This is a genomic window from Niveispirillum fermenti, from assembly GCF_052474395.1.
This window is the reverse complement of record NZ_CP156678.1, coordinates 1-23,222: the sequence shown is the minus strand read 5'-3', so window position 1 is coordinate 23,222 and position 23,222 is coordinate 1. Positions and strand designations below refer to the sequence as shown.

The following is a 23,222-nucleotide window of genomic DNA, read 5'->3' as shown; positions in this document are numbered from 1 at the left end:
GGTGCCACCAAGTGGCCGGCCTACTCGGCCGGTACCAGACGGCGCGACAGGGTGGCGCGGGGTGGTGGTGCCTGACGGGCGCGGTCCAGGATGCCGCCCAGCCGTTCTGCCGCGCGGGCCAGCCTTTCCGGCGTGAAGGCGGCATAGCCCAGCAGCACGGCGCCGGGATCGCCGGCCGGGGCCGTGCTGCGGCGATGGGCCGACAGGGCGGGCAGGACAAGCCGGGCCTGCGCCGCCAGGGCCGACAGGCCGGCATCGTCGGTGCCCAGTTGGGGGGCCAGCCTGCCCAGCAGGTGAAGCCCGCTGCCGGCCGCTTCCACCTGGATGGCGCCGGCCCAGTGGCGGTCGGCCGCGAACAGCAGCGCCTGCTGGCGTTCGGCATAAAGCCGGCGGGTGCGGCGCAGATGGCTGGCGAAATGGCCCTCGGCGATGAAATCATGCACGGCCATCTGCTCGGGCAGCGGCACATGCAGGTCCATCCGCGCGCGCAGCGACTGGGCCGCCGCGACCAGCGGACCGGGCACGACCAGCCAGGCCAGCCGCAGGGCCGGCACCAGCATGTTGTCCAGCGCCCCCAGATGCAGCACCCGCTCATTCTCGTCCAGCCCCTGCAAAGCGGGCAGAGGCCGGCCGGTATAGCGGTAGCCGCCGTCGCGGTCATCCTCCAGCAGCCAGGCGCCGTTGCGGCGGGCCCAGGCCAGGACAGCCATGCGGCGGCGCAGGGGCATGGTGCCGCCCTGGGGGAACTGCCAGCCCGGCGTGACGACGGCCAGCCGGGCGTCGGGCGCCAACCGGGCGCCACGCTCGGGGTCCAGCCCTTCCTCGTCCACGGGCACGGGAACGGCGTTGATGCCGCGCTGGCCGAAGGTCAGGGATTGTACAGGGCAACCCGGGTCCTCCAGCCAGATGCTGTCGCCGGCTGCCAGCAGCAGCGTGGCGACGAATTCCAGACCCGCGCGGCGGTCGGGCAGGATCAGGATCTGTTCGGGATCGCAGGCGATGCCGCGGCTGGTCTGCAGATGGCCCGCCAGCACGCGGCGCAGCGCCGTCCAGCCGCCGGCCGTGTCATGGCCCAGAAGCAGGCCGCCGGCATCGCGCCAGCGCTTGGCCAGCAGCCGGCGCCAGGTGTCGATGTCGAACTGTTCATAGGCGGGGGCGCCCGGCTGGAAGGGCAGCAGCTCGGCACCGGCCGCCGGCACGGGCATGGCGGGGCGGGGCGGGGGGCGCAACGGGGCCGGTGCGGCCAGGCGCACGGCCGGCGCCATGGCATCGTCGGGCAGCGTCCGGCAGACGAAGGTTCCCGATCCGATGCGGGCTTCCAGATAGCCTTCCGCCGTCAGCCGGTCCACGGCCGCCACCACGGTATTGCGTGAGACGCCGAGATCGGTGGCCAGCGTCCGGGTGGAGGGCAGACGGTCACCCGGCCGGATGGCGCCATTGACGATGGCACCCCGCAGACGGTCGAACAGGCGCTGCTGCAGGGGCGTGCCGTCGGTGCCGTCGAACAGCGACAGCAGGGGGCCTTGGCTGAGTTTCATGCGACCGTACCTCCGGCGAAGAGCCCCAATGGCATCGGCGGGTGCCGGCATGGCACCGATCTGGCGCCGGGCCGGTGGCGCCGGCGGACAGCGGACGTGATGGGGTCACCCGCCGCCCGCCGGACCGACCTGTGGAGCGGCCGGACAACCGGGGAAGGCCGCTCCACCATCGCCGCCCACGGGGCGGTAGCCGGCGATGGTCCGGTCAGGGGGGCATCAGCCCACGATTTCACCCGTGGCGGGGTCGACCTGCAGGGTCTTGAAGCGGATGCCGTCGGCCGATTGCAGCTCGATCATCAGCATGCCCTTCTGCTTGCGGATATTGCCGACCCGGCCGAAGCGGATGTCGTTTTCCTTCATCCAGGCCTTGGCGATGTCTCGGGCCTCGGAGTTGCTCACCGGTTCGGTGCGCGTGACCGTGGCGGCCGGTTCCTTGGCGGCGACCTGGGCGGTATCAGCGGCGTGCGCAGCGGAAATGCCAAGGGTGGCGGCGAAGGCAAGGGCGATCAGGGTACGCATGGGTGGTTCCTCTCATCTCTGATCCGGTCACCGGTCGTTCCCGGCGACAGGCCCATCTGACCATCGCCGTTTTTCCGTTGCATGACGGGAAGGGGGCTGTTGTGAAACACTTCGTTTCCGGCCCCCGGGAACGTTACATTGTGGTAACAACATGGTCGTCGGCACCCCGCCCGCTATTCGATTATGATCGAGCCATGACCGAGAGCAGCACCCATCTCCTTGTCGTCGATGACGACCGTGAAATCCGCGACCTGTTGACGCGCTACCTGACGCGCCATGGCTACCGTGTGACGGCGGCCAAGGACGGGCAGGAGATGCGCCGTTACCTGGCCGACCGCAATATCGACCTGATCGTGCTGGATCTGATGATGCCGGGCGAGGATGGCCTGTCGCTGTGCCGCGCGGTGCGCGCCGATGGCGGCCCCCCGGTCGTCATGCTGTCGGCCATGGGAGAGGATGCGGACCGTATCCTGGGGCTGGAGATCGGCGCCGACGATTACCTGCCCAAGCCCTTCAACCCCCGCGAACTGGTGGCGCGGATCAAGGCCGTGCTGCGCCGGGCCGCAGGCCCCGGCAACGGGGCGACGGTCACGGCCGGCGCCATCCAGTTTTCCGGTTTCGTGCTGGACCAGGCGCAGCGCCGCCTGACCGACGCGAAGGGGGAGGAGGTGACGCTGACGGCCGGCGAATATGAATTGCTGGTGGCGCTGGCCACGCGCCCGCGCCGCGTGCTGTCGCGCGACGACCTGCTGGAGATCACGCGCGGCCGGTCGGCCGGGCCCTTCGACCGGTCCATCGACGTGCAGATCAGCCGCCTGCGCCGCAAGATCGAGGTCGATCCCGCCGATCCCGCCATCATCAAGACGGTGCGGTCCGGCGGCTATATCTTCTCGCCGGAGGTCCAGTCGCCATGAAGGCCCTCACCGACCGCATGTCCTATTCGATCTTCGCGGTGCTGGTCGGTGGCATTCTCCTGTCCCAGGCCATCGCACTGGGCCTGTACCGCTCCGACCGGGCGGAGGCGGTGGCCGATGCGGAGGGGGGGCAGCTTGCCAATTGCCTGGCCGGCTTCGCGCAGGCCATCGAGGAACAGCCGACCGACGTGCGGCTGGCGGTTCTGCGCTCCCTGAAAGAGCGCGAACTGACCGTGCGTACCAGCGCCGGCCATGACGTGCAGCTCGATGTCTATGAAAAGCAGCCCAGGGTGGCGGGAAAGCCGGAAATGTCCCCGGCCGTTTCCATCCCGCCCTTCGGCATGCCGGTGCCGCCGCCGCCGCAGCCCAGCGTCATCGAAGTGTCGCGGCAATTGAAGGATGGCACATGGATGCGGTTCCATGCGCCGGTCACGGCCACCGATGCCCTGCGCGAGCCGGGCTTCCTGGCCTCGCTGGGCGGGTCGGCCGCGGTGGCCATCCTGCTGTCGGCCTGGGTGCTGGGCTTCACGACGCGGCCCTTGCGCCGGTTCGCCGCCGCCGCCAACCGGCTGGGCATCGACATGAACGCCCCCTCGCTGGAGGAGGCGGGCCCGCGGGAGGTCCGGCTGGCCGCTGCCGCCTTCAACAAGATGCAGCGGCGGCTGCGCGCCTTCGTGGAGGACCGGACCCGCATGCTGGCGGCCGTCAGCCACGACCTGCGCACGCCACTGACGCGCATGCGCCTGCGTGCCGAATTCATCGATGATGATGTGGTGCGTGACAAGATGCTGGACGATCTGTCGGAGATGGAGGCGATGATCGGCTCCACCCTGGCCTTCGCCCGCGACGAGGCCAAGCACGAGACCATCGAGCCGCTGGAACTGAACGCCATCCTGGCCCGGCTCGGCGAGGACATGCGGGAGGCGGGCAAGCCCGTGGGCGTTACCCCGTCCCCGTTCCCCGTTCCCATCGTCGGCCGGCGCATGGCGCTGCGCCGCGCCTTGGGCAACCTGATGGAGAATGCCGTCAAATACGGCCAGTCGGCACAGGTGGCCGTGGCCATCACGGGCGAGAATGTCACCATTACCATCGATGACAAGGGGCCCGGCATCCCGGAGAGCGAGTTCGAGAACGTGTTCCGCCCCTTCTTCCGGCTGGAGGCGTCGCGGTCGCGTGATACGGGTGGCACGGGGTTGGGCCTGTCGGTCGCCAACGACGTGGTGCGGGCCCATGGCGGGGAAATCCGCCTGGCGAACCGCCCGGAAGGCGGGCTGCAGGTGACCGTGGTCCTGCCGATGGACCCGGCCACTGCCGCCGCATAGCGGGTAACCGTCGCGACGACGGTCCCCGCATCATTTCCCGGCATTCACCCGCCCTGCCTTGCGCGCGCCAAGGGGTGGGTGATGCGGCGGGTGTCAGAAGGTGTAGGCTAGGCCCATCCCGCCGGTGAACTGGTTGCGGCTGCCATTGTCCTTCACGAACGGGCTGTCGGCGGCATCGCCCAGCATGCGGGCATAGCCGACAAAGCCCGTGACGGACCAGTTCTTGTCCAGGGGTTGAATGAGGATGGCCATCAGGCCCGCATCCTTGAAGCCCGATCCGGCCTTGTAGCCGACCGCCGAGCCCGGTGTCACGGGATCGGCCGGATCGACGGGCCGCAGCCGGTCAGTCGTGGTGCTGAAGAACCGGTGCATGTAATCGCCGCTGGCCCAGGTCAGGGAGGGGCTGATCAGCAGCCCGGTTCCCGTCGCGAACTTGAAGATGTAGCCCGCGCCCAGGGTGACCGTCGTGCCCTTGTGGCCGCGGCCCAGCACATCGGTCGTGATGTCGGCCGACAGGCCCAGCGGGCCGACATCATATTCGATGAAGACCCGCCCGACGGCGGTATCACCGACGCCGCGATAGCCGCGCAGGGCCGGATGCTTGCCGCTGCTGCGTCCGCCATCGAAGCCGATGGCGGCGCCCACGGTCAGCGGTCCCCCGTTCAGCACGTTGGCCCCCAACCCCATGCGGGACAGGAAGTAGCGGTCATCATACGAGATATCGATGTCTGGCAGCGGGCGCAGCTTGTAGCTGTCCGAACCCTGGTATTCGGGCATCACGAACCCGACGGCGCCCAGCCGGATGGACCAGCGGTCGTCGGGGTCGGCCGGTCCGGCGACGGCGGGGCTTATCGTGGTCACGGCTAAAAGGGCGGCGATGGCCGCGGCCATGTGCAAGCGCCCGCTGGGGGAACGGGTGGTCATGGTCTCAGTCTCTCCGTCTGGGTATCGAACGGGCAAAGCAGCGTCAAACAGGGCCCCTCCATGCTTGGCCCGGCGGCTCGCGCGGGAGGCGGAACGACCGGTGCCATTCTCATGAACACTGATCATCCGAATATGTTCACCGCGTGCGGTACGGTTTCTCCCTTTCCCCGGCATCGCTTTAGCCGATAGAGTGTCGCCCAGCGTCGCTTGCGACCAGAATCCCTCCCGTATGACCAAGGGTGAACCATGCCCCGGCGACAAGGGGCAAGCGCCTGCCGGAGTTTCAGTGACCATGCCCATCATCAATCGTATCGCCGACTTCCACGCCGACCTGACCGCCTGGCGCCACCACATCCATGAGAATCCCGAAACCGCCTTCGAGGAGTTCCAGACGTCCGACTTCGTGGCGGGGAAACTGACGGAATTCGGCATCGAGGTGCATCGGGGCATCGCCGGCACCGGCCTGGTGGGTGTGCTGCATGGCAAGGGCGGGCCGACCGGGACCGCCATCGGCCTGCGCGCGGACATGGATGCCCTGAACATGCAGGAGGACAATAGTTTCGCCCATGCCAGCAAGGTTCCGGGCAAGATGCATGGCTGCGGCCATGACGGCCACACGACCATGCTGCTGGGAGCCGCCCGCTATCTGGCGGAGACCCGGAACTTCAGCGGCACCGTGAATTTCATCTTCCAGCCGGCCGAGGAAGGGGCCGGCGGCGGGCGGCGCATGGTGGAAGAAGGGCTGTTCGACCGCTTCCCTTGCGACATGGTGTTCGGCATGCACAACTGGCCCGACCTGCCGCCCGGCGAGATGGTGGTGAAGGCCGGTCCCATCATGGCCGGCGCCGACCAGTTCGAGATCAAGGTGGCGGGCAAGGGCGGCCATGCGGCCCTGCCGCATCATGCCATCGATCCGGTGGTGATCGCCGCCCATATCGTCACGGCCACGCAGACCATCGTCAGCCGGAATGTCAGCCCCATCGAGAGCGGCGTCATCTCCATCACGCAGATCCATGCCGGCAGCGCCTATAACGTGATCCCGCAGGAAGTCACCATGCGCGGCACCGTGCGTGCCCTGTCCCACGAGGTACGCGACCAGCTGGAAACCGGGCTGCGCCGCATCGTGGAGACATTGCCGGCTGCCTTCGGGTCCAGCGCCACCCTGGCCTATCGCCGGGGATATCCGCCCACGGTCAACCATGCCGGGGCGCCGACCAATCTGGCCACCCGCGTCGCGGCCGATCTGGTGGGAGACGACAAGGTCCATAACGATGTCGGGCCCAGCATGGGGGCGGAGGATTTCGCCTTCATGCTGCAGGAGCGGCCCGGCTGCTATGTCTGGATGGGGCAGGGCGGTGCGGCGCTGGGCTGCCTGCTGCACAATCCGCGCTATGATTTCAACGATGATATCCTGACCATGGGATCCAGCTACTGGGCGCGCCTCGTCGAAACGGCGATGCCCGCGGCGGCCTGACCATGCCGGGATGGAGCAACAGGGCGGGACGGGTCGCCCTTGGTGGCCTGTTCCTGGCGGCGCTGGCCTTCGTGCCGGGATGCGGGGGCGGTGCCAGCGCCTGGCTGGCCGGGGAGGCCGGTGGCGGCATGGCCGGGATGTCCGGCGACGTGCCGCCGCCCCTGGCTGCCCGCGCCATGTGGCGGGCCGATAATGGTCGTGCCCAGTCGCAATCCTTTCTGGTAGCCCGTAACGACGCGGAATGGCTGGCCCTTTGGGATCTGGCCGGCCGGTCGGCGCCAGGGGGGCTGCCGGGGGACCAGATGGCGCTGGGCGTCTTCCTGGGCACGCGCACGACAACCGGCTATTCGGTCGACATCATTCGCCTGCGGCCTGAACGGCGGACGGGTCAGCGCGACCGGCTGGTCGTGGAATATCGGGAGATATCACCGCCGGACGGCATGATGACGGCACAGATCCTGACCAGCCCCTATGCCATCATCCTGGTCGATCGCAGCGAAGCCATCGTGCGCTACAACCGTATGCCCTGAACCGCCTTCCGCTGGGGCCCCGGGTCGGGGATGCCGGCCGTCCCAGCCGGAAAGCGATGGGCGCGAAGGACCTTTTCCTGCCTGGGGTGTTATAAAACAGGCCTGATACCGTGTCCCGGTGATCGCATCGATCACCGGGCACTGGTGTTAACAATAACAGGGGGAGCATCCGGACATGACGAACCCGACCCGTACCGGTGGCCGCATCCTGGTCAATTCGCTGGTGGCGCTGGGCGCCGATACTGCCTTCTGCGTGGCCGGCGAAAGCTATCTGGAGGTGCTGGACGCCGCGACCGATCGGCCGGAACTGCGCCTGATCACCTGCCGCCAGGAAGGCGGGGCGGCCTTCATGGCGGAAGCCTGGGGCAAGCTGACGGGCCGGCCGGGTGTCTGCATGGTGACGCGCGGTCCAGGTGCCTGCAATGCCGCCATCGGCATCCACACGGCCTTCCAGGACAGCAGCCCCATGGTGGTGCTGATCGGCCATGTGGCCCGCGGCCACCTGGACCGGGAAGCGTTCCAGGAGATCGACTATCGCCAGATGTTCGGCCCGGTGGCCAAATGGGTCGGACAGATCGACCGGGTGGAGCGTATTCCCGAATATATGGCCCGGGCGTTCCGCGTCGCCACGGCTGGCCGGCCGGGTCCCGTCGTCCTGGCCCTGCCGGAGGATGTGCTGCGCGACAAGGCGGCAGTGGCCGATCCCGCCACGGCATGCGATTTCGCTGATGCCGCACCGGACGCCGACACGGCCGACAAGGTGGCCGTCATGCTGCGCACCGCCCGGCGGCCGCTGGTCATGGTCGGTGGCGGCCATTGGAGCGATGATGCCAGTGCCGACCTGAAACGCTTCGTGGAGGGGTGGAACCTGCCCGTGGTCTGCGCCTTTCGCCGGCAGGACATCATGGAGAATGACAGCCCCTGCTATATCGGCGACCTGGGCACCGGCGCGGCACCGACGCTGGTCGAACGGGTGAAGCAGGCGGACATGATCCTGGCCATCGGCACCCGGCTGGGTGAGACGATGACCCAGGGTTACACGCTGCTGACGCCGCCGCGCCTGTCCGTGCCGCTGATCCACATCCATGCGGATGCGGGCGAGCTGGGCCGGGTCTATCAGCCGGACCTGGGGGTGCAGGCCACGCCGGCCGCCGCCACCCGCACCCTGGCCGATCTGAGGGCGCCCGGTGATTGCCGGTGGGCCGACTGGACAGCCGGCGGGCGGGCGGATTACGAGGCATGGCAGGTGCCGGCCCCCTGCAATGGCACGCTGGACCTGGGCGCCATCATGCTATGGCTGCGCGACAACCTGCCCGATGATGCCATCATCACCAATGATGCCGGCAATTTCTCCGGCTGGGGCCACCGGTTCCTGCGCTATGGCCGGCCGGGGCGGCAGTTGGCGCCGGCCAACGGGGCCATGGGCTATGCCTTTCCGGCGGCCCTGTCGGCCAAGCTGGCCAGCCCGCAGCGGCTGTGCCTGTCCATGTCCGGTGATGGCGGGTTTCTGATGACGGGTCAGGAACTGGCCTCCGCCATCCAGTGCGGCGCCGCGCCCATCGCCTTGGTCTTCAACAATGGCATGTACGGCACCATCCGCATGCACCAGGAACAGCGATTCCCCGGCCGGGTCAGCGCCACCAGCCTGACCAACCCGGATTTCGCCGCGCTGGCCCGTGCCTATGGCGCCTTTGGCGCCGTCGTGGAACGGACGGAGGATTTCGTGCCCGCCTTCCAGGCGGCCATCGACAGCGGCACGGCCGCCGTGATCGAATTGCGCATGGACCCGGAAATGATTACGACCCGCACGACGCTGAGCGCCATGCGGGCCGCGGCCCTGGAGCGCGGGAAATCCGCATCGTCCTGAGGGATCGGCTCCCGCCTTCGCCGGCCGGCCAGTCGCTTCCGGATGGGGACCGGCCGCAGCCGGACGGGAACAAGGGAACCAGACGGGGTCGGCCCTACTCACCCGCCCCGTCGGCCACCACGCGGTTACGGCCGCTGCGCTTGGCCTGGTAAAGCGCCGTGTCTGCCCGGCGCAGCAGGGCATCGCCCGATTCAGGATTACCATCGGCATCCAATGCGCCATCGGCCAGGGCCACACCGATGCTGATCGTCACATCGATCCGGCCCACCGGGGCGGTCACGGCGAACGGCTCCTCCGCAATGCGGCGGCGCAGCCGTTCCGCAACGGCCATGGCCTGGACCCCGTCCGTATCGGGCATGATGACGACGAATTCCTCCCCGCCCAGCCGGGCCACGAGGTCGAAATTGCGCAGGTTGCGGCTGGCGCGCTGCGCCACCTCCTTCAGCACCTCATCCCCGACACCATGGCCCCATGTGTCGTTGACCACCTTGAAATGGTCGATATCGAACAGCAGGGCGGACACGGGCTTGTTGTTGCCGCCCGAGCGGTCCAGCAGCCGGGGAAGATGGGCCGACAGATAGCGGCGGTTGAACAGGCCCGTCAGGCTGTCGGTCAGCGCCATGGACAGGCTGGCCTCGTAATTGGCGCGCAGCTTGTCCTGGTAACGCTTGCGGCGGACCTGCGTGCGGGTGCGGGCCAGCAGTTCATTCCGGTCGATCGGCTTGATCAGATAGTCGTTGGCACCCAGCTCCAGCCCCTTGGCGACACGGTCCATGTCCGTCTCGTCGGCCAGCAGCAGGACGGGGATCTGGCGGGTCTTCTCATGGCTGCGCAATTGGGAGCACAGGCGCAGCCCATCCTCCCGCATCAGCGTCAGCGAGATGACGATCAGCTCGAACTCCTCCGCCAGCGCCAGTTCCAGGCCGCCGGCGCAACTGTCGGTGTCCGTCACCTCGTCCCGGTCGCGGGCCAGCGTCTCGGTGATCTTGTCCAGATCGATGGCGCTGTCCTCCACCACCAGGACACGGGCACCTTCCGCCGTCTGGGTATGGACCGAGTTGGTGGAAACCAGCATGCCGAGCTGGCCCGAGGTGCTTTCGCGCAGCCGCCATTCGTCCGTCATCATCTTCAGGCGGACCAGGGACCGCACACGGGCGAACAGGGCCACGTCATTGACCGGCTTGGTCAGGAAATCGTCGGCCCCGGCCTCCAGCCCGCGCACGCGGTCCGACGCATCGGACAGGGCGGTGACCATGACGACCGGTATGTGCATGGTGGCCGGATCGGCGCGGATCTTCTCGCAGACCTCGAACCCGTCCATGCCGGGCATCATCACGTCCAGAAGAACGATATCGGGGTGCTGCGCTTTGATCCGTTCCAAGGCCTCCGGCCCGGAATTGGCGGTTACGACATCGAAATATTCCCGCGTCAACTTGGCCGCGAGCAGTTTCACATTGGGCAATACGTCATCGACGACAAGGACCCGAGCCGACATTGTTCTCTACCCACCGACCCGGCAATCCGGGCCTTCAGAGGAAACGTTGCACCGTCTGCAGAAACTTCGCCACCGAAATCGGCTTGGCGATGTAGTCCTCGCAACCACCTTCGCGAATCTTTTCCTCATCCCCCTTCATCGCGAAAGCCGTCACGGCGACCACGGGTATCGTCCGCAGATCATCATCTTCCTTCAACCACTTGGTAACCTCAAGCCCTGATACCTCCGGGAGCTGGATATCCATAAGGATAAGGTCGGGCCGATGCTCCCGTGCCAAGCGCAGCGCCTCCATCCCGTCGCGGGTCTGCAGTGTCGCATAGCCGTGCGCCTCCAGCAGATCGTGGAAGAGCTTCATGTTCAGCTCATTATCCTCCACGATCAGCACGCGGCGGGGCTTCGGCATGGACGTGTCGGCATCCTGTGCGCTATCGGGAACCATTACGTGCCACTCCGCCATTCTCGTCGTATTGCCGTCCCGTGGGGCAGGGGGCGGCCCCCGCCTGCAACCTGCCCCGGAACCTTACCATATTAGACGGCTTCAAACCTTAACCATTCGTTACCTCAGCACCCATCATGCAGCAGCATCCGCCCGTTTCCCCACCCCCCGGTCAGGGGCATGCCGAGGCGCTGTGCCGTGATTGCGGCCAGGCGCAGGGGGCGGCGCGCCGGTGCGTGCCGTGCGGGTCGGCACGGATGGTGTCCCATGCTGAGTTGCACAGCCTGTCCATCGCCCATATCGACTGTGACGCCTTCTATGCCAGCGTGGAGAAGCGCGACCGGCCGGAACTGGCCGATCAGCCCGTCATCGTGGGCGGCGGTCATCGCGGTGTGGTCTCTGCCTGCTGCTATATCGCGCGGCTCTATGGCGTGCGCTCGGCCATGCCGATGTTCAAGGCGCAGCAGCTTTGCCCCGGCGCCGTGGTCATCAAGCCCGACATGCGCAAATATGCCACCGTGGGGCGGCAGATTCGCGCCCTGATGGAGGCGGTGACCCCGCTGGTGGAGCCGATTTCCATCGACGAGGCCTTTCTGGACCTGACGGGCACCGAACTGCTGCATGGCGGCAGCCCGGCCCGCACCCTGGTCCGGCTGGTGCGGCGCATCGAGACGGAGATCGGGGTCACAGCCTCCATCGGCCTGTCGCACAACAAGTTCCTGGCAAAAGTGGCCAGCGACCTGGACAAGCCACGCGGCTTCGCCATCATCGGCCGGGCGGAGACGCTGCCCTTCCTGGCGCCCCGGCCCGTGGGCATGATCTGGGGCGTCGGCAAGGCGCTGCGCGCCAGGCTGGAGGCCGACGGGCTGCGCACCATCGGTCAGTTGCGGGAAGTGGAAATGAAGGTGCTCGCCCAGCGCTATGGCGCCATGGGCATGCGGCTCTACCATTTCAGCCGTGGCCAGGATGACCGCCGTGTCTCCCCCCACAGCCCCACAAAGAGTGTGTCGGCGGAAACCACCTTCAACAGCGACCTGTCGGCCCTGGTCGATCTGGAACGTGAATTGTGGCCGCTGGCCGAGACCGTCTCGCGGCGCATGAAGGCCGGCGGCCATGCCGGGCTGACCGTGACGCTGAAGCTGAAGACACCGGATTTCAAGCTGATCACCCGCAACCAGCGGCTCTCCTCGCCCACGCAACTGGCCGACCGTATCTTCCGAACGGGGCGGGACCTGTTGCGCGCGGAATGCGACGGCCGCCGGTTCCGCCTGCTGGGCATCGGTTGCCACGATCTGGTGGACCCGCGCGATGCGGACCCGCCCGATCTGGCCGATCCCGCGCAGCAACAACGGGCCCGCGTCGAACGGGCCATCGATGCCGTGCGGGCCAAGCTGGGCGGGCAGGCCATTGCCAAGGGGCGTGGATTGCTGGCGGCGGGCGGCAAGCCCGGACGTGATCCGGTGGAGCGATAGGGTGGCGTAATAGAGTGGCGCGCCGCCGCATGCTCATCGTCGCCAGGCAACCGCCTGGGGGCGCCGGCGCTGGAGAACGGGGGCCGGCTACGATAACCGCGCCATGACATCACTTGCCGAATGTGAAGCGCACGCCGGCCAGCGCACTCCAGGTCTGGGCCGTGCCGTGCGTGGCGAAATCATCCGTGGCGGTGAAGGCCGCTTCCCCGCCGCGCAGATAGCGTCCGTCGGCGAAGAAGGAAAGCCCGTCGCTGAACGGCACGGTCAGGCCGACGATGCCCTGGTAGGCGAAACTGTCGGTGCCACGAAGGTCGGGATAGCCCATGGCCAGCCGCTCCGCCTCTGTCCGGGTCCAGCCTACGCCAAGCCCGACATAGGGGGTAAGCCAGTCATTGACCCGCATATTCACGCGGGCATTGGCGATGCCGCCACGAGGGGCGCCGGACGCCTCCGCGGCGGGGGAGGTCAGCAATGCCGGCTCCCGCTCCTTATAGGCATATTCCAGTTCCAGGCGGAAGCTTTCCATCGGATGCCAGTCGGACCCGGGCTGCAGCGCCGCAGTGCCCGCGCCAAGGCCATATGTAGCGCTGTTACCGGCACCGGCCCCGAGATAGCGGCCCGACAAACCCTGAAGATAGGCGCCCGGCAGCTCTGAATCGGTAACGGCCGCATCCTGCGCCGAGGCGCAAAGGGCGGCGGAACCGAAACAAAGAAGGGACAGGGCGATCTTCAGCGTCTTCATGACCTCTGCTCCGAATGTTCTTTACATAGTCCAAAAGAACAACAAAGTCATGCACCCAGTCGGATGACGGCCGTTCCGGCTGCGGATAGGCTGCCATGTGTGTCAGGGTTGACACGGAATTTTATTCCCGGTGGCGGGCTCAGCCGGGCCGGGCATCCACATTCTGCACGCGCGATCCGGCCGACCAGCGTGCGGGGGTCCGGGTCCGGACACGCAGATGCAGGTCGCCCGTGCCGAAATCGAGCGCGAATCCGTCGCTCATCCCCAGCAGGTCCATGCCCAGGATGAAGGCCGGCTCATCCTCCAGCCCCAGGGCCGTGAAGGCGTGGGCGTCGATCAGGGTGGCATAAAGGTTGGAGACCGTGATCGGGCCGAGGCGGATGCCCGGCAGCATATGCACTTCCGCCAGCCGGCGCTCACCGGCCAGGTTGACGATCTCGATCCGGCCCATCAGTTCCGTCTGCCGGCCGCGCGCCGTCAGCTTGTCCAGCAGGCTGGGGTTGAACATGGATCGTTCCGCCCCCGTATCGACTAGGGCCTTGGCCCGGACGCCGCCGATTTCGATGGGCACGATGACCAGCCCCGCCTCATGCACGCTGCCGCGAACGGTATCGTGACCCAGGGGGGCGGTGCGGCGCGAATTCTCGATCCTGATCTCGTCGCGGCGGAAATTCACCGACAGCCGCCGGTCCATCAGGCTGTTGGTGCCCAGCACGCCGCCGGCCCCGGATTGATCGCCCAGGGACAGCACGGGTGCCACCATGTCGGTTGCCGCAAAACGTCCCATGTCGATGCGTCCCACCCGCATGGTGGGCATGATGACGGGCCCCAGCACATCATGCACCCGCATGAGATTGTTGTTCACCGTGACATCGGCTGGCAGGGCGGTGCCATCGGGAGCGGGGGGCGGGTTGAAGCCCAGCGCGCGGGCGATGTGCAACCCCACCATCGTGCCGCTGCACCCCGTATCGACCAGGAAGCGGACGGGCCCGTATCCGTCGACCACGACCGGGGCCAGCACGCGGCCCGCACGGTCCGGACGGGTGGGAATGGCATAGATCGGTTCCGGCGCCACCGGGGCCGGCATTTCCGCCAGGGCGGGTACGGCACCCAGCAATGCCGCCATCACCTGGGTCATCAAAAGGCGCTTCATGGCCATCTCCCCTGCGACCGGCGTTTCTTCGTGACTGCCGTGACTGATGACAGTGTAACCTGGAATACCGGGGTAACCGACCCATCATGAATTCATGGCTTGCAGGGGAAAGGTCCGCTTTCCCGCCGGGGCTGCGGACCAACGGGCGGCATGGAAAAGGGCCGGACATCGACTGTCCGGCCCTTTGTGAAGCGGCATCCCTTGGGAAGCCGGGATGGGGAAGGCGGGGTGGGGAAGGCGGGGGGGCGGCTACTGACCGCGCCCGCCGCCCGCTGCGGGAGCCGCACCGGCGGTCGGCATGGTCAGCGGCTGCTGCCCCTTTTCCTTCAACACCTTCAGGATGCTGGCGGCGGCATTGTCGGCCTGTGCCTTGTCGGCGTCCGCCGCCTCGTGGGAGAAGATGTTCAGGACGCGGATCGCCTCGGTCTGGCCCTGTTGTTTCGGAAGCTCAATGAGCTGCATGACAATGGCGACATGGATCTTCGACCCGCTTGCATCGCACGTTACGGACCCGGAACGAAGATGGTAGGCCGGCAGCTTCTCGGCCGCCTTCATCGACTGGTTGAAGGTGCCCTCGCAGCTTTGCTTCAACTGGGTCAGATAGGTGTCGGCGACCTTGTTGAAGTCACCGGCCGCCTCGCCCATGGGGAAGCTGCGCACGGCGCCCAGCACCTTGTCGCCGATCTGCCAGGCGTAATCGCCCGGCCGCTGCTGCGGTGGGATCTTGTCGATGGGAATGGCGCGGGCGGACGACAGCCCGGCATCGACCAGCAACTGTGCCAGGGTGGGCGCGATGACCGGCTCCGACGGCGGCGGCAGCTTCAGGGTGCCAGCCACGCCCTGATCGACGCAGGTCGTCAGTTCGTTCATGGCCTTGGTCGTGCCCTTCAACTGGAAGGCCGCGACGTCGCCCGGCACCTCCAGCGTCATGACATTGCCCGAACCCAGACCCTTCAGAATTTCTGCATCGTCGCCCAGGCCGATGGCCAGGGCATTGGGCTGGTTGACGATGGCGCCCAGCTCGCGGTTGATCTTCCCGTCGATGGACAGGCGCACGGCCGTGCGCTGGCCCGGCGGCATCTGGGCACCGGGAATGCCCAGCACCATCTGCACCCGCTTGGCCGGATTGCGCAGCAGCAGCAGATGCAGATTGTTGTCGAACTCCACCGCGGCGGCGCACATCTTGAAGCTGCCATCGGTGAAGACCTGCGGTTCGACCCGCCATTCGCCGCGGGGCACGCCGGGCTTGGGCGGGGTAGCCGGGCGTGCGGGCGCGGCGGCGCCGGCCTGGCCCTGGGCCGCCGCACCGACGGTGCCGGCCGCCGGGGCCTGCGGCTGCGGCTGTCCGATGGTGCCTGCGGCCGGGCCGCCGATCGTCCCGGCCGCAGGGCCGCCGATGGTTCCCGCCGCGGGGCTGCCGCCCTGCGGCGCGGTCTGCACGGTGCCGGGCAGGATCAGGCCACCGCCCGCGGGGGGCGGCTGGTTGTCACCGCCCGACTGCGCGGCGGCAACGCCGGTCAGGCACAGAAAAGCAGCGCCGGCCAGCAACAGATGCGAAAGGCTGCGCGAAACGGTACGGGACAGGCTCGGGACCACGGAAATCAACCCCTCTGCACATTGGCGAGGGGACCCTAGGCTTGTTGAAGGCGCAAGGCAAGGGGGCATGTGAGTGCCGAAGAACGCGCAAATGGGCGAGGAAATGCGCCGCGCATCCGCTGATTGAACGGCGCTCACTTCCCCACCCCGGCCCCCACCCCGGCGCCCACCCCGGCCCCGGCCCTTTCCAGGGCCTGTTCCAGGTCGGCGATCAGGTCGGATGCCGCCTCGATCCCACAGGAAAGGCGCAGCAGGTCGGGAGGGCAGGGGCTGTCCGGTCCTTCCACCGATGCCCGATGCTCCACCAGGCTTTCCACCCCGCCCAGCGAGGTGGCGCGCGTCCACAGCTTCAGCGCTGCTGCCGTGGCGATGGCGGCACGTTCGCCGCCAGCCACCCGCAGCGACAGCATGCCCCCGAAGCCGCCCTGCATCTGCCGCCGGGCCAGCGCGTGCTGCGGGTGGCTCTCCAGCCCCGGATAGAGGGCGGCCGCCACACGCGGGTGAGCGGAGAAATGGCGGGCCACGGCCATGGCATTGGCCGAGGCGCGTTCCACCCGCAGGGCCAGCGTGCGCATGCCGCGCAGCAGCAGCCACGCCTCGAACGGGCCGGGAATGCCGCCCTGGTCACGGCGAACCCCTGCCACGCGCTCCCAGAACGCATCCTTTCGGGCACAGGACAGCGTGCCGCACAGCACGTCGGAATGACCGTTCAGGTACTTGGTGGCCGAATGCATGACGATATCCGCCCCCAGCTCCAGCGGCCGGGTCAGGATCGGCGTGGCCGCCGTGCCGTCCACGGCCAGCAAGGCCCCCGCCCCATGGGTCAGCCCGGCCACGGCCGATATATCGGTCAGGTCCCAGGTCGGGTTGCACGGCGTTTCCACCCAGACCAGCTTTGTCCGGCCGGGGCGCAGCGCCGCGGCCAGGGCTGCGGTGTCCGTCATGTCGACCAGGTCGATTTCGAGGGCCCATTGTGCCGCGAACCGCTTCAGCCAGCCGCGCAAGGCCCAGTACATGACCTTGGGCGCCACCACATGGTCGCCCGGCGACAATGCCTGGAACAGGGCGGTGGCCGCCGCCATGCCCGATGCGAACAACAGGCTTTCCGCCGCCCCCTCCAACCGGGACAGCAGCGCTTCCGCCGCCGCGAATCCGGGATTGTCGGGCCGGGCATAGACCAGCCCGCCGGGATAGGAGAGATCGCCGGCCCGCAGAAAGGTGGTCGCGGGATGGATGGCGGGCACCACGCCGCCCGTGGCCCCGTCATGCCGCCCCAGTGCCCGGGCCAGCCAGGTCTCTGCCGACAGTCCCTGTTCGTCTTCCATGGCCCTTGTTCCCCATGCATCGCGATGGACAAGCCATAGCGCAGAAAATCCGGCATGGCGACATGCGGTGCCGGCACGGCGGCGACGTCAACGAAACATAACCGATTTCGCACAAATTTGGGCTCGCCCCCTTCGGGCCCCTGTCGTATCAATTCCAACGTCGGGTGGTACCGGGGGGCGGTCCATATCCGGCGGGGGGCGAAGGAACGGCCATGCGTTATGAAGAGCCGCGTTTACCTCACTCGGGCATCGTCCTGCCGGACTGGGCCCGTTCGGATTGCTGGTGGGCATTGACCCGCCGGTTCGCCGACCTGATGGTCAATGACCATGCCTTCATCCGCATGGCTTATCGGAATTTCCATCCCATCGGGCCGGATATGTACCGGTCCAGCCAGCCGACGCCGGGGCAGATGCGCCTGCTGGCCGATATGGGCGTGCGCACCATCATCAATCTGCGTGGTCGCCGCCCCACCTGCGGCTCCTATTTCTTCGAGGTGCGGGCCTGTGCCCGCCTCGGCATCGACCTGATCGATTTCCCGGTGCGCTCGCGCGATGTTCCCCGCAAGGAGGATCTGTTCGCCGTCCAGGATCTCTGGCGGCGGCTGGAGGGCCCGACGGTCATGCATTGCAAGGCCGGCGCCGATCGTGTCGGGCTGATGAGCGTGCTGTACCAGTTCACGGGTCTGGGTCTGCCGCTGCCACAGGCGCTGGGGCAGCTTTCCTGGCGCTATGGCCATCTGCGCCAGTCGAAGACTGGCATCCTGGATCATTTCTTCGAAAGCTTTCTGGCCAGCGGCGGGACCAGCGTCACAGATTTCTATCAATGGGTCGAACATGATTACGACCCCGTGGGCATGAAGGCGGCGTACAGGTCGCGGTCCTGGGCCAATCTGGTCACCGACCGCATGCTGGTCCGCGAATAGGCCGGCCCGTCTCAGGTCGGCTCAAGCCAGCCTGTCTATGCGCTCCGGCGACAGGTTGCCTGGCACGATCAGCAGCGGGATTTCAAGCGCACCTGCCAGTTCGCCCGCCAGCCAGGAGATGAGCTGTCCCTTGCGCTGTGTCGGCGGGGCGGCACCCACCACCAGGGCATGGATATCCCCGTCTTCCTGCACAGCGGCCAGGATTTCCGCGCCGATACTGCCCGTGCGCAGCAACAGCTCCGGCCGGATGCCCGTGAGCATCTGGACCTCGCCGGCCAGGCCGTTCAACAAAATCTCTGCCTCTTCCCGCTGCTCGGCCTCTGCCGCGGCGGCGATGCTCATCCATTCATGGCAATCGATGGGTTCGCAGACATGCAGCAGGGCCAGCAAACTGTCCGTGTTGCGGGCCCGCAATGCCGCGAAGCGTAAGGCCGCGCGGGATTGCGGACTGTCATCGACACAGACCAGAAACTTGAACCGCTCGCAAGGCTCTGCCACGGGGACGAGCCCCGCCGCTGACAATGGCATCACCGCAGGCACTTCGCCACGGGGGGACCAGGATGTGCCGGATATGGATGTGAACATCGGTCGATCTCCTGTCTTGGCAAGGGCAGGGGATGCGCGTCCGGGGTGTCGCGTGGGGAAGGCGGGCCGGGTTCAGACCCGGCCGGCCACGTAATCCCGCAGGCTTTCCACCTCGTGCGTGTACTCGGCCAGCCGGTATTTCACGATATCGCCGATGGAGACGACGCCGGCCACCCGTCCTTCCTCCATCACCGGCATATGGCGAAACCGCCCCTCCGTCATGCGCGACATGACGGAGGCCACCGAATCCGTTGGTGCGCAGGATACGACGCGCGCCGTCATCAGCGCCGATACCGGCTTGTCCATGACACTGGCGCCATGCAGCGCCAGCCCCCGCACGATGTCGCGTTCCGACAGGATGCCGGCAATTCCGCCCGCCTCGTTCAGGACCAGGATGGCACCGATACGATTGGCATGCAGCACATGGGCGACGGCGGCGACATTCTCGTCCGGCCGCGTGCTGATGATCGTGCTGCCCTTGTTCTTGAGGATGGCTGACACATGCATGGGCGGTCCTCCCCTTCCTATCCAGGCGGCGGGCGGCCATGCAAGCGGCTGCCAGCGTATTTAAGATATGGTTAAGGGAACGCGATGTTGCGCCGCACGCGCAAGCCTATTCCGACAATCTGTCCAGCCGGGCTCGCAGTAATCGCCTTTCGGGGTGGTTCAGCCCTATCCGTTCGGCCAGGGTCAAGGCTTGGCGCAATGCCATCACGGCCCCGGCCCGGTCGCCCAGCCGTTCCAGCAGGGCGGCCCGCGTGGCGGCATAAAGCGGATAGCGGGCCATCGAGCCGTCATCGGCCAGCCCTTCCAACGCGGCCAGCCCCGCTGCCGGCCCCCGTGCCTCTGCCAGGGCCACGGCCCGGTTCAGCCGTGTGACCGGCCCGGGGCACCGTTGCGCCAGCCGGTCATAGAGGGTCACGATGAGCGGCCAATCCGTGTCGGACCAGCGCGGGGCCACGGCATGGGTGGCGGCGATGGCAGCTTCCAGGTGCCATCGCGTTTCCTCCGGTCCCGCCGTACCGGCCTTCAGATGGCGCAGGCCCGCGGCGATCAGTCCGCGATGCCAGCGGGTGCGGTCCTGGTCCGCCAGCAGGACCGGCATGCCGTCGGGGGACAGCCGGGCCGGCAGGCGGGCGGCCGTCAGACAGGCCAGGGCGGCCATCGCTTCCGCTTCCGGCCGGCCGGTGACGGGATGGTCGGCCAGTTGCCGCGCCAGATGCAGGGCTTCCGACACGATGTCGGGGCGTATCATCGCCTCTCCCGCCGTTGCCCCCACCCCCTCGTTCAGCAGCAGGTACAGGGTGGCCAGCACAGCGTCCAGCCGGCCGGGCAGTTCGGCGCCGGCGGGAATGGCGAAGGCAACGCCCGCCTGCGCCAGCCGCGCCTTCGCCCGGGTGATGCGCTGGGCCGTGGCCGGCACGGACAGAAGGAAGGCCCGCGCGATCTCTGCCGTGCCCAGGCCGCAGACGGCCTTCAGGGTCAGGGCCACGCGGGCCTCCAACGGCAGTACGGGATGGCAGCAGGCGAAGATCAGGCCGAGCTTCTCGTCGGCCAGTTCCGCCTGCAGACGTGTATCGGCCGGGTCCCGCCCGTCAGGCAATCTGTCGGCCAGATCCTCCGGGGTGAGCGAGGCGTTGAACCGCCGCCGCCGCAACCGGTCGACGGCTTCGTTGCGGGCTGTCCGCCAAAGCCAGCCGGCCGGATTGTCCGGGATGCCGGCATGCGGCCAGGCGTGCAGGGCCTTCAGAAGGACCGACTGCACAATCTCCTCGGCCTCATCCAGCCTGCCGGTGCCCAGCAGGCGGGCCAGCCGCGCCGTCAGATGCGCGGCTTCCCTGCGGAACAGGCCATCCACCAGCGGGCCGGTGTCGCTTGTCGTCCGCCCGTCGGACACGATGGCGCTCAGCCGCCGCTCATATCGTCGATGCGGCGCAGTTCCACCACACCGTGGCGCAGGTGCGGGCATTCCGCCGCGATGGTCTCCGCCGCGGGATAGTCCGCCGCCTCGATGATGAAGAAGCCGCCGATGACTTCCTTGGCTTCGGCATAGGGGCCGTCGGAGACGACCAGGGTGCCGTCGCGCGACGTCAGCCGCCGTCCGCCCTCCTCGCCCAGCTTCTCGCCGCCAGACAGCAGGCCGGCTCTGGCCAGCTTGTCGCTCCAGGCCTGGTATCCGGTGATGATGGCCTGCATCTCATCGGGGGACAGGCTGGCAAAGGTGGCGGGGTCTTCGCGCAGGATCAGGATGAACTTGGCCATGGGGGCTCCCTTCCGGTTTCGGGGGGCCGGTGCCGGTCACCGGTCCCGCCCCTTCTGACGAGCCAGGGTCGGTGCTTTCGACAGCAATGTCGAAATTTTTCTCCGCCGGGTCTATCAACGGGGAGGTGACGACCAGGGGTGAGGCGGCGATGAAGCTGGAAGATCGTTTGGCGGTGAAACTGTTGGCCCAGGCGTCGGCGCAATTGGGCAAGGCCGTGAATGAAACATTATGTACCGAGCCCGATCGCCGGGTCATCCGCGCCATGCTCAATGATGCCAAGGAACTGCTGGCGGAATTCGAGGAACAATATTTCCGTCCGTGATCCCCCGGCCTTGACCGCTGACCGCTGACCGCTGACCGCTGAACGGCAACGCCCCCGGGCATCAATCTCCGATGCGCGGGGGCGGCTCCTCGCTCGACAGGGGTGCTGGAAAGATCAGAAGATCAGTGGCGGCCCACCCTGGCCTTGCGCTGCTCATGATCGGTGGGGCGCGCGGCCTCCCATTCCCGCCCGCGCAGGTTATGGTCGCCGTCGCTGTTCTGGTGTGGCTGGCGGGCCGCGGGATGGTCCGTGGGGCCCGGTGAACGGCGGGCCTGGCGCCATTCGGCTTCGGCCAGGCGCTGCTTGCCGTGGTCAGGGGTCTTGCTGGGGGTGGAAGCATGGTCTTGCATGGTTTCCTCCATTTGGACAAAAGGCATGGGGCCTCCGCCATGAAGGCCCGTCCCCGTGCCGGGGATGGGCGGCCCATCATCAACATGTAATGATGATGGTTGGGAATAACGACCCGCCGCCACGGATGTTCCGCCGACACTGCCTGATGCATCATCCTACGCCTGTCAGGCCCGCGGGTCAGCCCCCTCGCCGGGGCAAAGCGTGGCCACCTATCCGTCGGCGCGCAAAAAAAGATTAACGCTTTCGGTGGATAGTGCGATGGTTCGCCGGGGCGGCCGCATCGCCCGCCCCGATATGGGGACGCTGGGCCCATCACTTGTACGGGAGCGGGATCGTGAGCCGGTCCATCGACGGTGTTACCAACTGGATGCACATGTTCCGCTGGATCGTGAAGCTGATACGGGACGATTACGGCGTCGATGAGAAAATCCTGACCCGCACGGCCATGCTGGAGACCGATTGCGGCCTCGCCATCGAGCAGGTGGAGGAGGTATTGGACATCATCGCCGAAAGCTTTGATGTCCGTTTTCCCGGTGGCACCCTGGATGAGGTGCTGAAGCTGGAGGAATTGTGCATGCTGGCGGCCTGGCTGCGGGGCTTGTTCAAAAAGCCGGAATTCATCTCCGCGGAGTTCGAGGGACGCTGCCGCGCCACCAACCCGCTTGCCGGAGCCTGAGCGCGGGTCCATATCAGTCGCCCGTTCCCGTCAAGCATCCGGGCGTATGCCGCTATGACCATTCATCTCCTGCGTCTGGCTGTTGGTGCCGACAGTCTGCAATCGATGCGCGACTGGCGTCGTGATCACCAGATCATCTGGCAAGGTCACAAGGCCGTGCCCACCTGTACCAAGCGGGCTCCAACCCGCGCGGCGGAACTGCTGGATGGCGGCTGCATATACTGGGTCGTGAAAGGCTTTGTGCAGTGCCGGCAGCGGTTCATCGGTTTCGACATGGTGCGCGATGTGGATGGTGGCGACTATTGCCGCATGCTGATGGACCCGGAACTGGTGGAAACCGTGTCCATGCCCAAGCGCCCCTTCCAGGGATGGCGCTATCTTAAGCCGGAGGATGCGCCTGCCGACCTGGCCGAAAGTCAGGGGGGTGACGTGTTGCCGGAACATCTTCTGGCCGAACTGCGGGCATTGGGGCTGGCCTGAAGAAAAATGCGGCGATGCGAAAATAGTTGTTGCACCGCCCAGTCACCGGGTCTATACCCCGGCTCCCGCTTGGGCTGGAGGTTATCTTCTGAAGCGCAGGGGGAGTTGGATGGTGGATTTTTCCAGTATCCGTTGGTTCTTTGGTCAGTAAGCTGGCCGGACAAGTTAAGATAGATTTGATCATCGCCTGGCTGATGATTGTTCAGTGTTCGTTAAGGACTGCTGATTGATTGTCGGATTTGGCTGGTTTGTTTTTGATTTTTTTGGTGCCTGCAAGGGCGGCGAAAAAAGCTGAAAAGACTGGTTGACAGGGTT

The 23,222-nt window shown here is 67.2% G+C and carries 24 protein-coding genes; 10 read left to right on the top strand and 14 right to left on the bottom strand.

Features of this window, described 5'->3' with window-relative positions:
* Positions 1-20 precede the first annotated feature (20 nt).
* Positions 21-1,538 (bottom strand): MocR-like pyridoxine biosynthesis transcription factor PdxR, encoded by a 1,518-nt coding sequence (gene pdxR, locus ABC728_RS00120; RefSeq protein ID WP_416620246.1) that lies wholly within the window; start codon positions 1,536-1,538, stop codon positions 21-23.
* Between the two features lie 216 nt (positions 1,539-1,754).
* Positions 1,755-2,057 carry a hypothetical protein gene (locus tag ABC728_RS00115; protein ID WP_416620247.1) on the bottom strand — a complete coding sequence of 101 codons (303 nt, stop codon included), beginning with the start codon at positions 2,055-2,057 and terminating at the stop codon, positions 1,755-1,757.
* Positions 2,058-2,251: 194 nt separating this feature from the next.
* On the opposite strand from ABC728_RS00115, the gene ABC728_RS00110 reads away from it, so the two are divergent.
* Positions 2,252-2,971 (top strand): response regulator, encoded by a 720-nt coding sequence (locus ABC728_RS00110; RefSeq protein ID WP_416620248.1) that lies wholly within the window; start codon positions 2,252-2,254, stop codon positions 2,969-2,971.
* Positions 2,968-4,293, top strand: a complete 1,326-nt coding sequence (locus ABC728_RS00105) for an ATP-binding protein (protein ID WP_416620249.1) — start codon at positions 2,968-2,970, stop codon at positions 4,291-4,293. Before ABC728_RS00110 ends, ABC728_RS00105 begins: the two co-directional genes overlap by 4 nt.
* Before the next feature lie 93 nt (positions 4,294-4,386).
* Here ABC728_RS00105 and ABC728_RS00100 read toward each other — a convergent pair whose 3' ends face one another.
* Positions 4,387-5,217 (bottom strand): MipA/OmpV family protein, encoded by an 831-nt coding sequence (locus ABC728_RS00100; RefSeq protein WP_416620250.1) that lies wholly within the window; start codon positions 5,215-5,217, stop codon positions 4,387-4,389.
* A gap of 292 nt (positions 5,218-5,509) precedes the next feature.
* On the opposite strand from ABC728_RS00100, the gene ABC728_RS00095 reads away from it, so the two are divergent.
* The 3 genes from ABC728_RS00095 (at position 5,510) to ABC728_RS00085 (ending at position 9,088) form a co-directional block, all read left to right on the top strand.
* Complete coding sequence (locus ABC728_RS00095) at positions 5,510-6,691, top strand: M20 aminoacylase family protein (RefSeq protein ID WP_416620251.1); 1,182 nt, start codon at positions 5,510-5,512, stop codon at positions 6,689-6,691.
* 2 nt (positions 6,692-6,693) lie between these two features.
* On the top strand, positions 6,694-7,221 hold the full coding sequence (locus ABC728_RS00090) for a protease complex subunit PrcB family protein (RefSeq protein ID WP_416620252.1): 528 nt from the start codon (positions 6,694-6,696) through the stop codon (positions 7,219-7,221).
* Between the two features lie 175 nt (positions 7,222-7,396).
* A complete protein-coding gene (locus ABC728_RS00085) occupies positions 7,397-9,088 on the top strand; it encodes a thiamine pyrophosphate-binding protein (protein ID WP_445376286.1) in 1,692 nt (563 codons plus the stop codon).
* A 94-nt stretch (positions 9,089-9,182) separates the two neighbouring features.
* On the opposite strand, the gene ABC728_RS00080 is transcribed toward ABC728_RS00085, so the two are convergent.
* Together ABC728_RS00080 and ABC728_RS00075 are read right to left on the bottom strand one after the other, a co-directional pair.
* Positions 9,183-10,583 carry a PleD family two-component system response regulator gene (locus tag ABC728_RS00080; RefSeq protein ID WP_445376285.1) on the bottom strand — a complete coding sequence of 467 codons (1,401 nt, stop codon included), beginning with the start codon at positions 10,581-10,583 and terminating at the stop codon, positions 9,183-9,185.
* A gap of 34 nt (positions 10,584-10,617) precedes the next feature.
* A complete protein-coding gene (locus tag ABC728_RS00075) occupies positions 10,618-10,986 on the bottom strand; it encodes a response regulator (RefSeq protein WP_416620255.1) in 369 nt (122 codons plus the stop codon).
* Positions 10,987-11,156: 170 nt separating this feature from the next.
* Here ABC728_RS00075 and ABC728_RS00070 point away from each other — a divergent pair, with 170 nt between their 5' ends.
* Entirely contained in the window at positions 11,157-12,491 is a 1,335-nt protein-coding gene (locus ABC728_RS00070; protein WP_416620256.1) for a DNA polymerase IV, read from the top strand.
* A gap of 109 nt (positions 12,492-12,600) precedes the next feature.
* Here ABC728_RS00070 and ABC728_RS00065 read toward each other — a convergent pair whose 3' ends face one another.
* The 4 genes from ABC728_RS00065 to ABC728_RS00050 form a co-directional block, all read right to left on the bottom strand.
* Positions 12,601-13,233, bottom strand: a complete 633-nt coding sequence (locus tag ABC728_RS00065; RefSeq protein ID WP_416620257.1) for an outer membrane protein — start codon at positions 13,231-13,233, stop codon at positions 12,601-12,603.
* Between the two features lie 139 nt (positions 13,234-13,372).
* Entirely contained in the window at positions 13,373-14,386 is a 1,014-nt protein-coding gene (locus ABC728_RS00060) for a retroviral-like aspartic protease family protein (RefSeq protein ID WP_416620258.1), read from the bottom strand.
* A 249-nt stretch (positions 14,387-14,635) separates the two neighbouring features.
* A complete protein-coding gene (locus ABC728_RS00055; protein ID WP_416620259.1) occupies positions 14,636-15,982 on the bottom strand; it encodes a hypothetical protein in 1,347 nt (448 codons plus the stop codon).
* A gap of 134 nt (positions 15,983-16,116) precedes the next feature.
* Positions 16,117-17,307, bottom strand: coding sequence for a trans-sulfuration enzyme family protein (locus tag ABC728_RS00050; RefSeq protein ID WP_416620260.1), 1,191 nt, complete (start codon positions 17,305-17,307; stop codon positions 16,117-16,119).
* Between the two features lie 212 nt (positions 17,308-17,519).
* On the opposite strand from ABC728_RS00050, the gene ABC728_RS00045 reads away from it, so the two are divergent.
* Positions 17,520-18,230, top strand: a complete 711-nt coding sequence (locus tag ABC728_RS00045; protein ID WP_416620261.1) for a fused DSP-PTPase phosphatase/NAD kinase-like protein — start codon at positions 17,520-17,522, stop codon at positions 18,228-18,230.
* Between the two features lie 21 nt (positions 18,231-18,251).
* Here ABC728_RS00045 and ABC728_RS00040 read toward each other — a convergent pair whose 3' ends face one another.
* From ABC728_RS00040 to ABC728_RS00025, 4 genes are all read right to left on the bottom strand, one after another.
* Complete coding sequence (locus ABC728_RS00040; protein WP_416620262.1) at positions 18,252-18,815, bottom strand: universal stress protein; 564 nt, start codon at positions 18,813-18,815, stop codon at positions 18,252-18,254.
* 72 nt (positions 18,816-18,887) lie between these two features.
* Positions 18,888-19,322, bottom strand: coding sequence for a CBS domain-containing protein (locus ABC728_RS00035; protein ID WP_416620263.1), 435 nt, complete (start codon positions 19,320-19,322; stop codon positions 18,888-18,890).
* 106 nt (positions 19,323-19,428) lie between these two features.
* On the bottom strand, positions 19,429-20,712 hold the full coding sequence (locus tag ABC728_RS00030; protein WP_416620264.1) for an RNA polymerase sigma factor: 1,284 nt from the start codon (positions 20,710-20,712) through the stop codon (positions 19,429-19,431).
* 8 nt (positions 20,713-20,720) lie between these two features.
* Positions 20,721-21,077 (bottom strand): YciI family protein, encoded by a 357-nt coding sequence (locus ABC728_RS00025; protein WP_416620265.1) that lies wholly within the window; start codon positions 21,075-21,077, stop codon positions 20,721-20,723.
* Positions 21,078-21,163: 86 nt separating this feature from the next.
* Between ABC728_RS00025 and ABC728_RS00020 the strand changes: the two genes are divergently transcribed.
* Positions 21,164-21,400, top strand: coding sequence for a hypothetical protein (locus tag ABC728_RS00020; protein ID WP_416620266.1), 237 nt, complete (start codon positions 21,164-21,166; stop codon positions 21,398-21,400).
* A 122-nt stretch (positions 21,401-21,522) separates the two neighbouring features.
* Here the strand turns inward: ABC728_RS00020 and ABC728_RS00015 are convergent, their stop codons facing one another.
* A complete protein-coding gene (locus ABC728_RS00015; protein ID WP_416620267.1) occupies positions 21,523-21,750 on the bottom strand; it encodes a hypothetical protein in 228 nt (75 codons plus the stop codon).
* 335 nt (positions 21,751-22,085) lie between these two features.
* On the opposite strand from ABC728_RS00015, the gene ABC728_RS00010 reads away from it, so the two are divergent.
* The gene (locus tag ABC728_RS00010) at positions 22,086-22,427 is read left to right on the top strand and encodes an acyl carrier protein (RefSeq protein WP_416620268.1); all 342 of its coding nucleotides are present in this window, start codon (positions 22,086-22,088) and stop codon (positions 22,425-22,427) included.
* Positions 22,428-22,481: 54 nt separating this feature from the next.
* The gene (locus tag ABC728_RS00005; RefSeq protein WP_416620269.1) at positions 22,482-22,907 is read left to right on the top strand and encodes a DUF1489 family protein; all 426 of its coding nucleotides are present in this window, start codon (positions 22,482-22,484) and stop codon (positions 22,905-22,907) included.
* The last annotated feature ends 315 nt before the right edge of the window (positions 22,908-23,222 follow it).

What these genes read in the sequence shown, in the direction of transcription:
- pdxR (WP_416620246.1), bottom strand. Translation starts at nt 1,538, where the DNA reads ATGAAACTCAGCCAAGGCCCCCTGCTGTCGCTGTTCGACGGCACCGAC.
- ABC728_RS00115 (WP_416620247.1), bottom strand. Translation starts at nt 2,057, where the DNA reads ATGCGTACCCTGATCGCCCTTGCCTTCGCCGCCACCCTTGGCATTTCC.
- ABC728_RS00110 (WP_416620248.1), top strand. Translation starts at nt 2,252, where the DNA reads ATGACCGAGAGCAGCACCCATCTCCTTGTCGTCGATGACGACCGTGAA.
- ABC728_RS00105 (WP_416620249.1), top strand. Translation starts at nt 2,968, where the DNA reads ATGAAGGCCCTCACCGACCGCATGTCCTATTCGATCTTCGCGGTGCTG.
- ABC728_RS00100 (WP_416620250.1), bottom strand. Translation starts at nt 5,217, where the DNA reads ATGACCACCCGTTCCCCCAGCGGGCGCTTGCACATGGCCGCGGCCATC.
- ABC728_RS00095 (WP_416620251.1), top strand. Translation starts at nt 5,510, where the DNA reads ATGCCCATCATCAATCGTATCGCCGACTTCCACGCCGACCTGACCGCC.
- ABC728_RS00090 (WP_416620252.1), top strand. Translation starts at nt 6,694, where the DNA reads ATGCCGGGATGGAGCAACAGGGCGGGACGGGTCGCCCTTGGTGGCCTG.
- ABC728_RS00085 (WP_445376286.1), top strand. Translation starts at nt 7,397, where the DNA reads ATGACGAACCCGACCCGTACCGGTGGCCGCATCCTGGTCAATTCGCTG.
- ABC728_RS00080 (WP_445376285.1), bottom strand. Translation starts at nt 10,583, where the DNA reads ATGTCGGCTCGGGTCCTTGTCGTCGATGACGTATTGCCCAATGTGAAA.
- ABC728_RS00075 (WP_416620255.1), bottom strand. Translation starts at nt 10,986, where the DNA reads ATGCCGAAGCCCCGCCGCGTGCTGATCGTGGAGGATAATGAGCTGAAC.
- ABC728_RS00070 (WP_416620256.1), top strand. Translation starts at nt 11,157, where the DNA reads ATGCAGCAGCATCCGCCCGTTTCCCCACCCCCCGGTCAGGGGCATGCC.
- ABC728_RS00065 (WP_416620257.1), bottom strand. Translation starts at nt 13,233, where the DNA reads ATGAAGACGCTGAAGATCGCCCTGTCCCTTCTTTGTTTCGGTTCCGCC.
- ABC728_RS00060 (WP_416620258.1), bottom strand. Translation starts at nt 14,386, where the DNA reads ATGAAGCGCCTTTTGATGACCCAGGTGATGGCGGCATTGCTGGGTGCC.
- ABC728_RS00050 (WP_416620260.1), bottom strand. Translation starts at nt 17,307, where the DNA reads ATGGAAGACGAACAGGGACTGTCGGCAGAGACCTGGCTGGCCCGGGCA.
- ABC728_RS00045 (WP_416620261.1), top strand. Translation starts at nt 17,520, where the DNA reads ATGCGTTATGAAGAGCCGCGTTTACCTCACTCGGGCATCGTCCTGCCG.
- ABC728_RS00040 (WP_416620262.1), bottom strand. Translation starts at nt 18,815, where the DNA reads ATGTTCACATCCATATCCGGCACATCCTGGTCCCCCCGTGGCGAAGTG.
- ABC728_RS00035 (WP_416620263.1), bottom strand. Translation starts at nt 19,322, where the DNA reads ATGCATGTGTCAGCCATCCTCAAGAACAAGGGCAGCACGATCATCAGC.
- ABC728_RS00025 (WP_416620265.1), bottom strand. Translation starts at nt 21,077, where the DNA reads ATGGCCAAGTTCATCCTGATCCTGCGCGAAGACCCCGCCACCTTTGCC.
- ABC728_RS00020 (WP_416620266.1), top strand. Translation starts at nt 21,164, where the DNA reads ATGTCGAAATTTTTCTCCGCCGGGTCTATCAACGGGGAGGTGACGACC.
- ABC728_RS00015 (WP_416620267.1), bottom strand. Translation starts at nt 21,750, where the DNA reads ATGCAAGACCATGCTTCCACCCCCAGCAAGACCCCTGACCACGGCAAG.
- ABC728_RS00005 (WP_416620269.1), top strand. Translation starts at nt 22,482, where the DNA reads ATGACCATTCATCTCCTGCGTCTGGCTGTTGGTGCCGACAGTCTGCAA.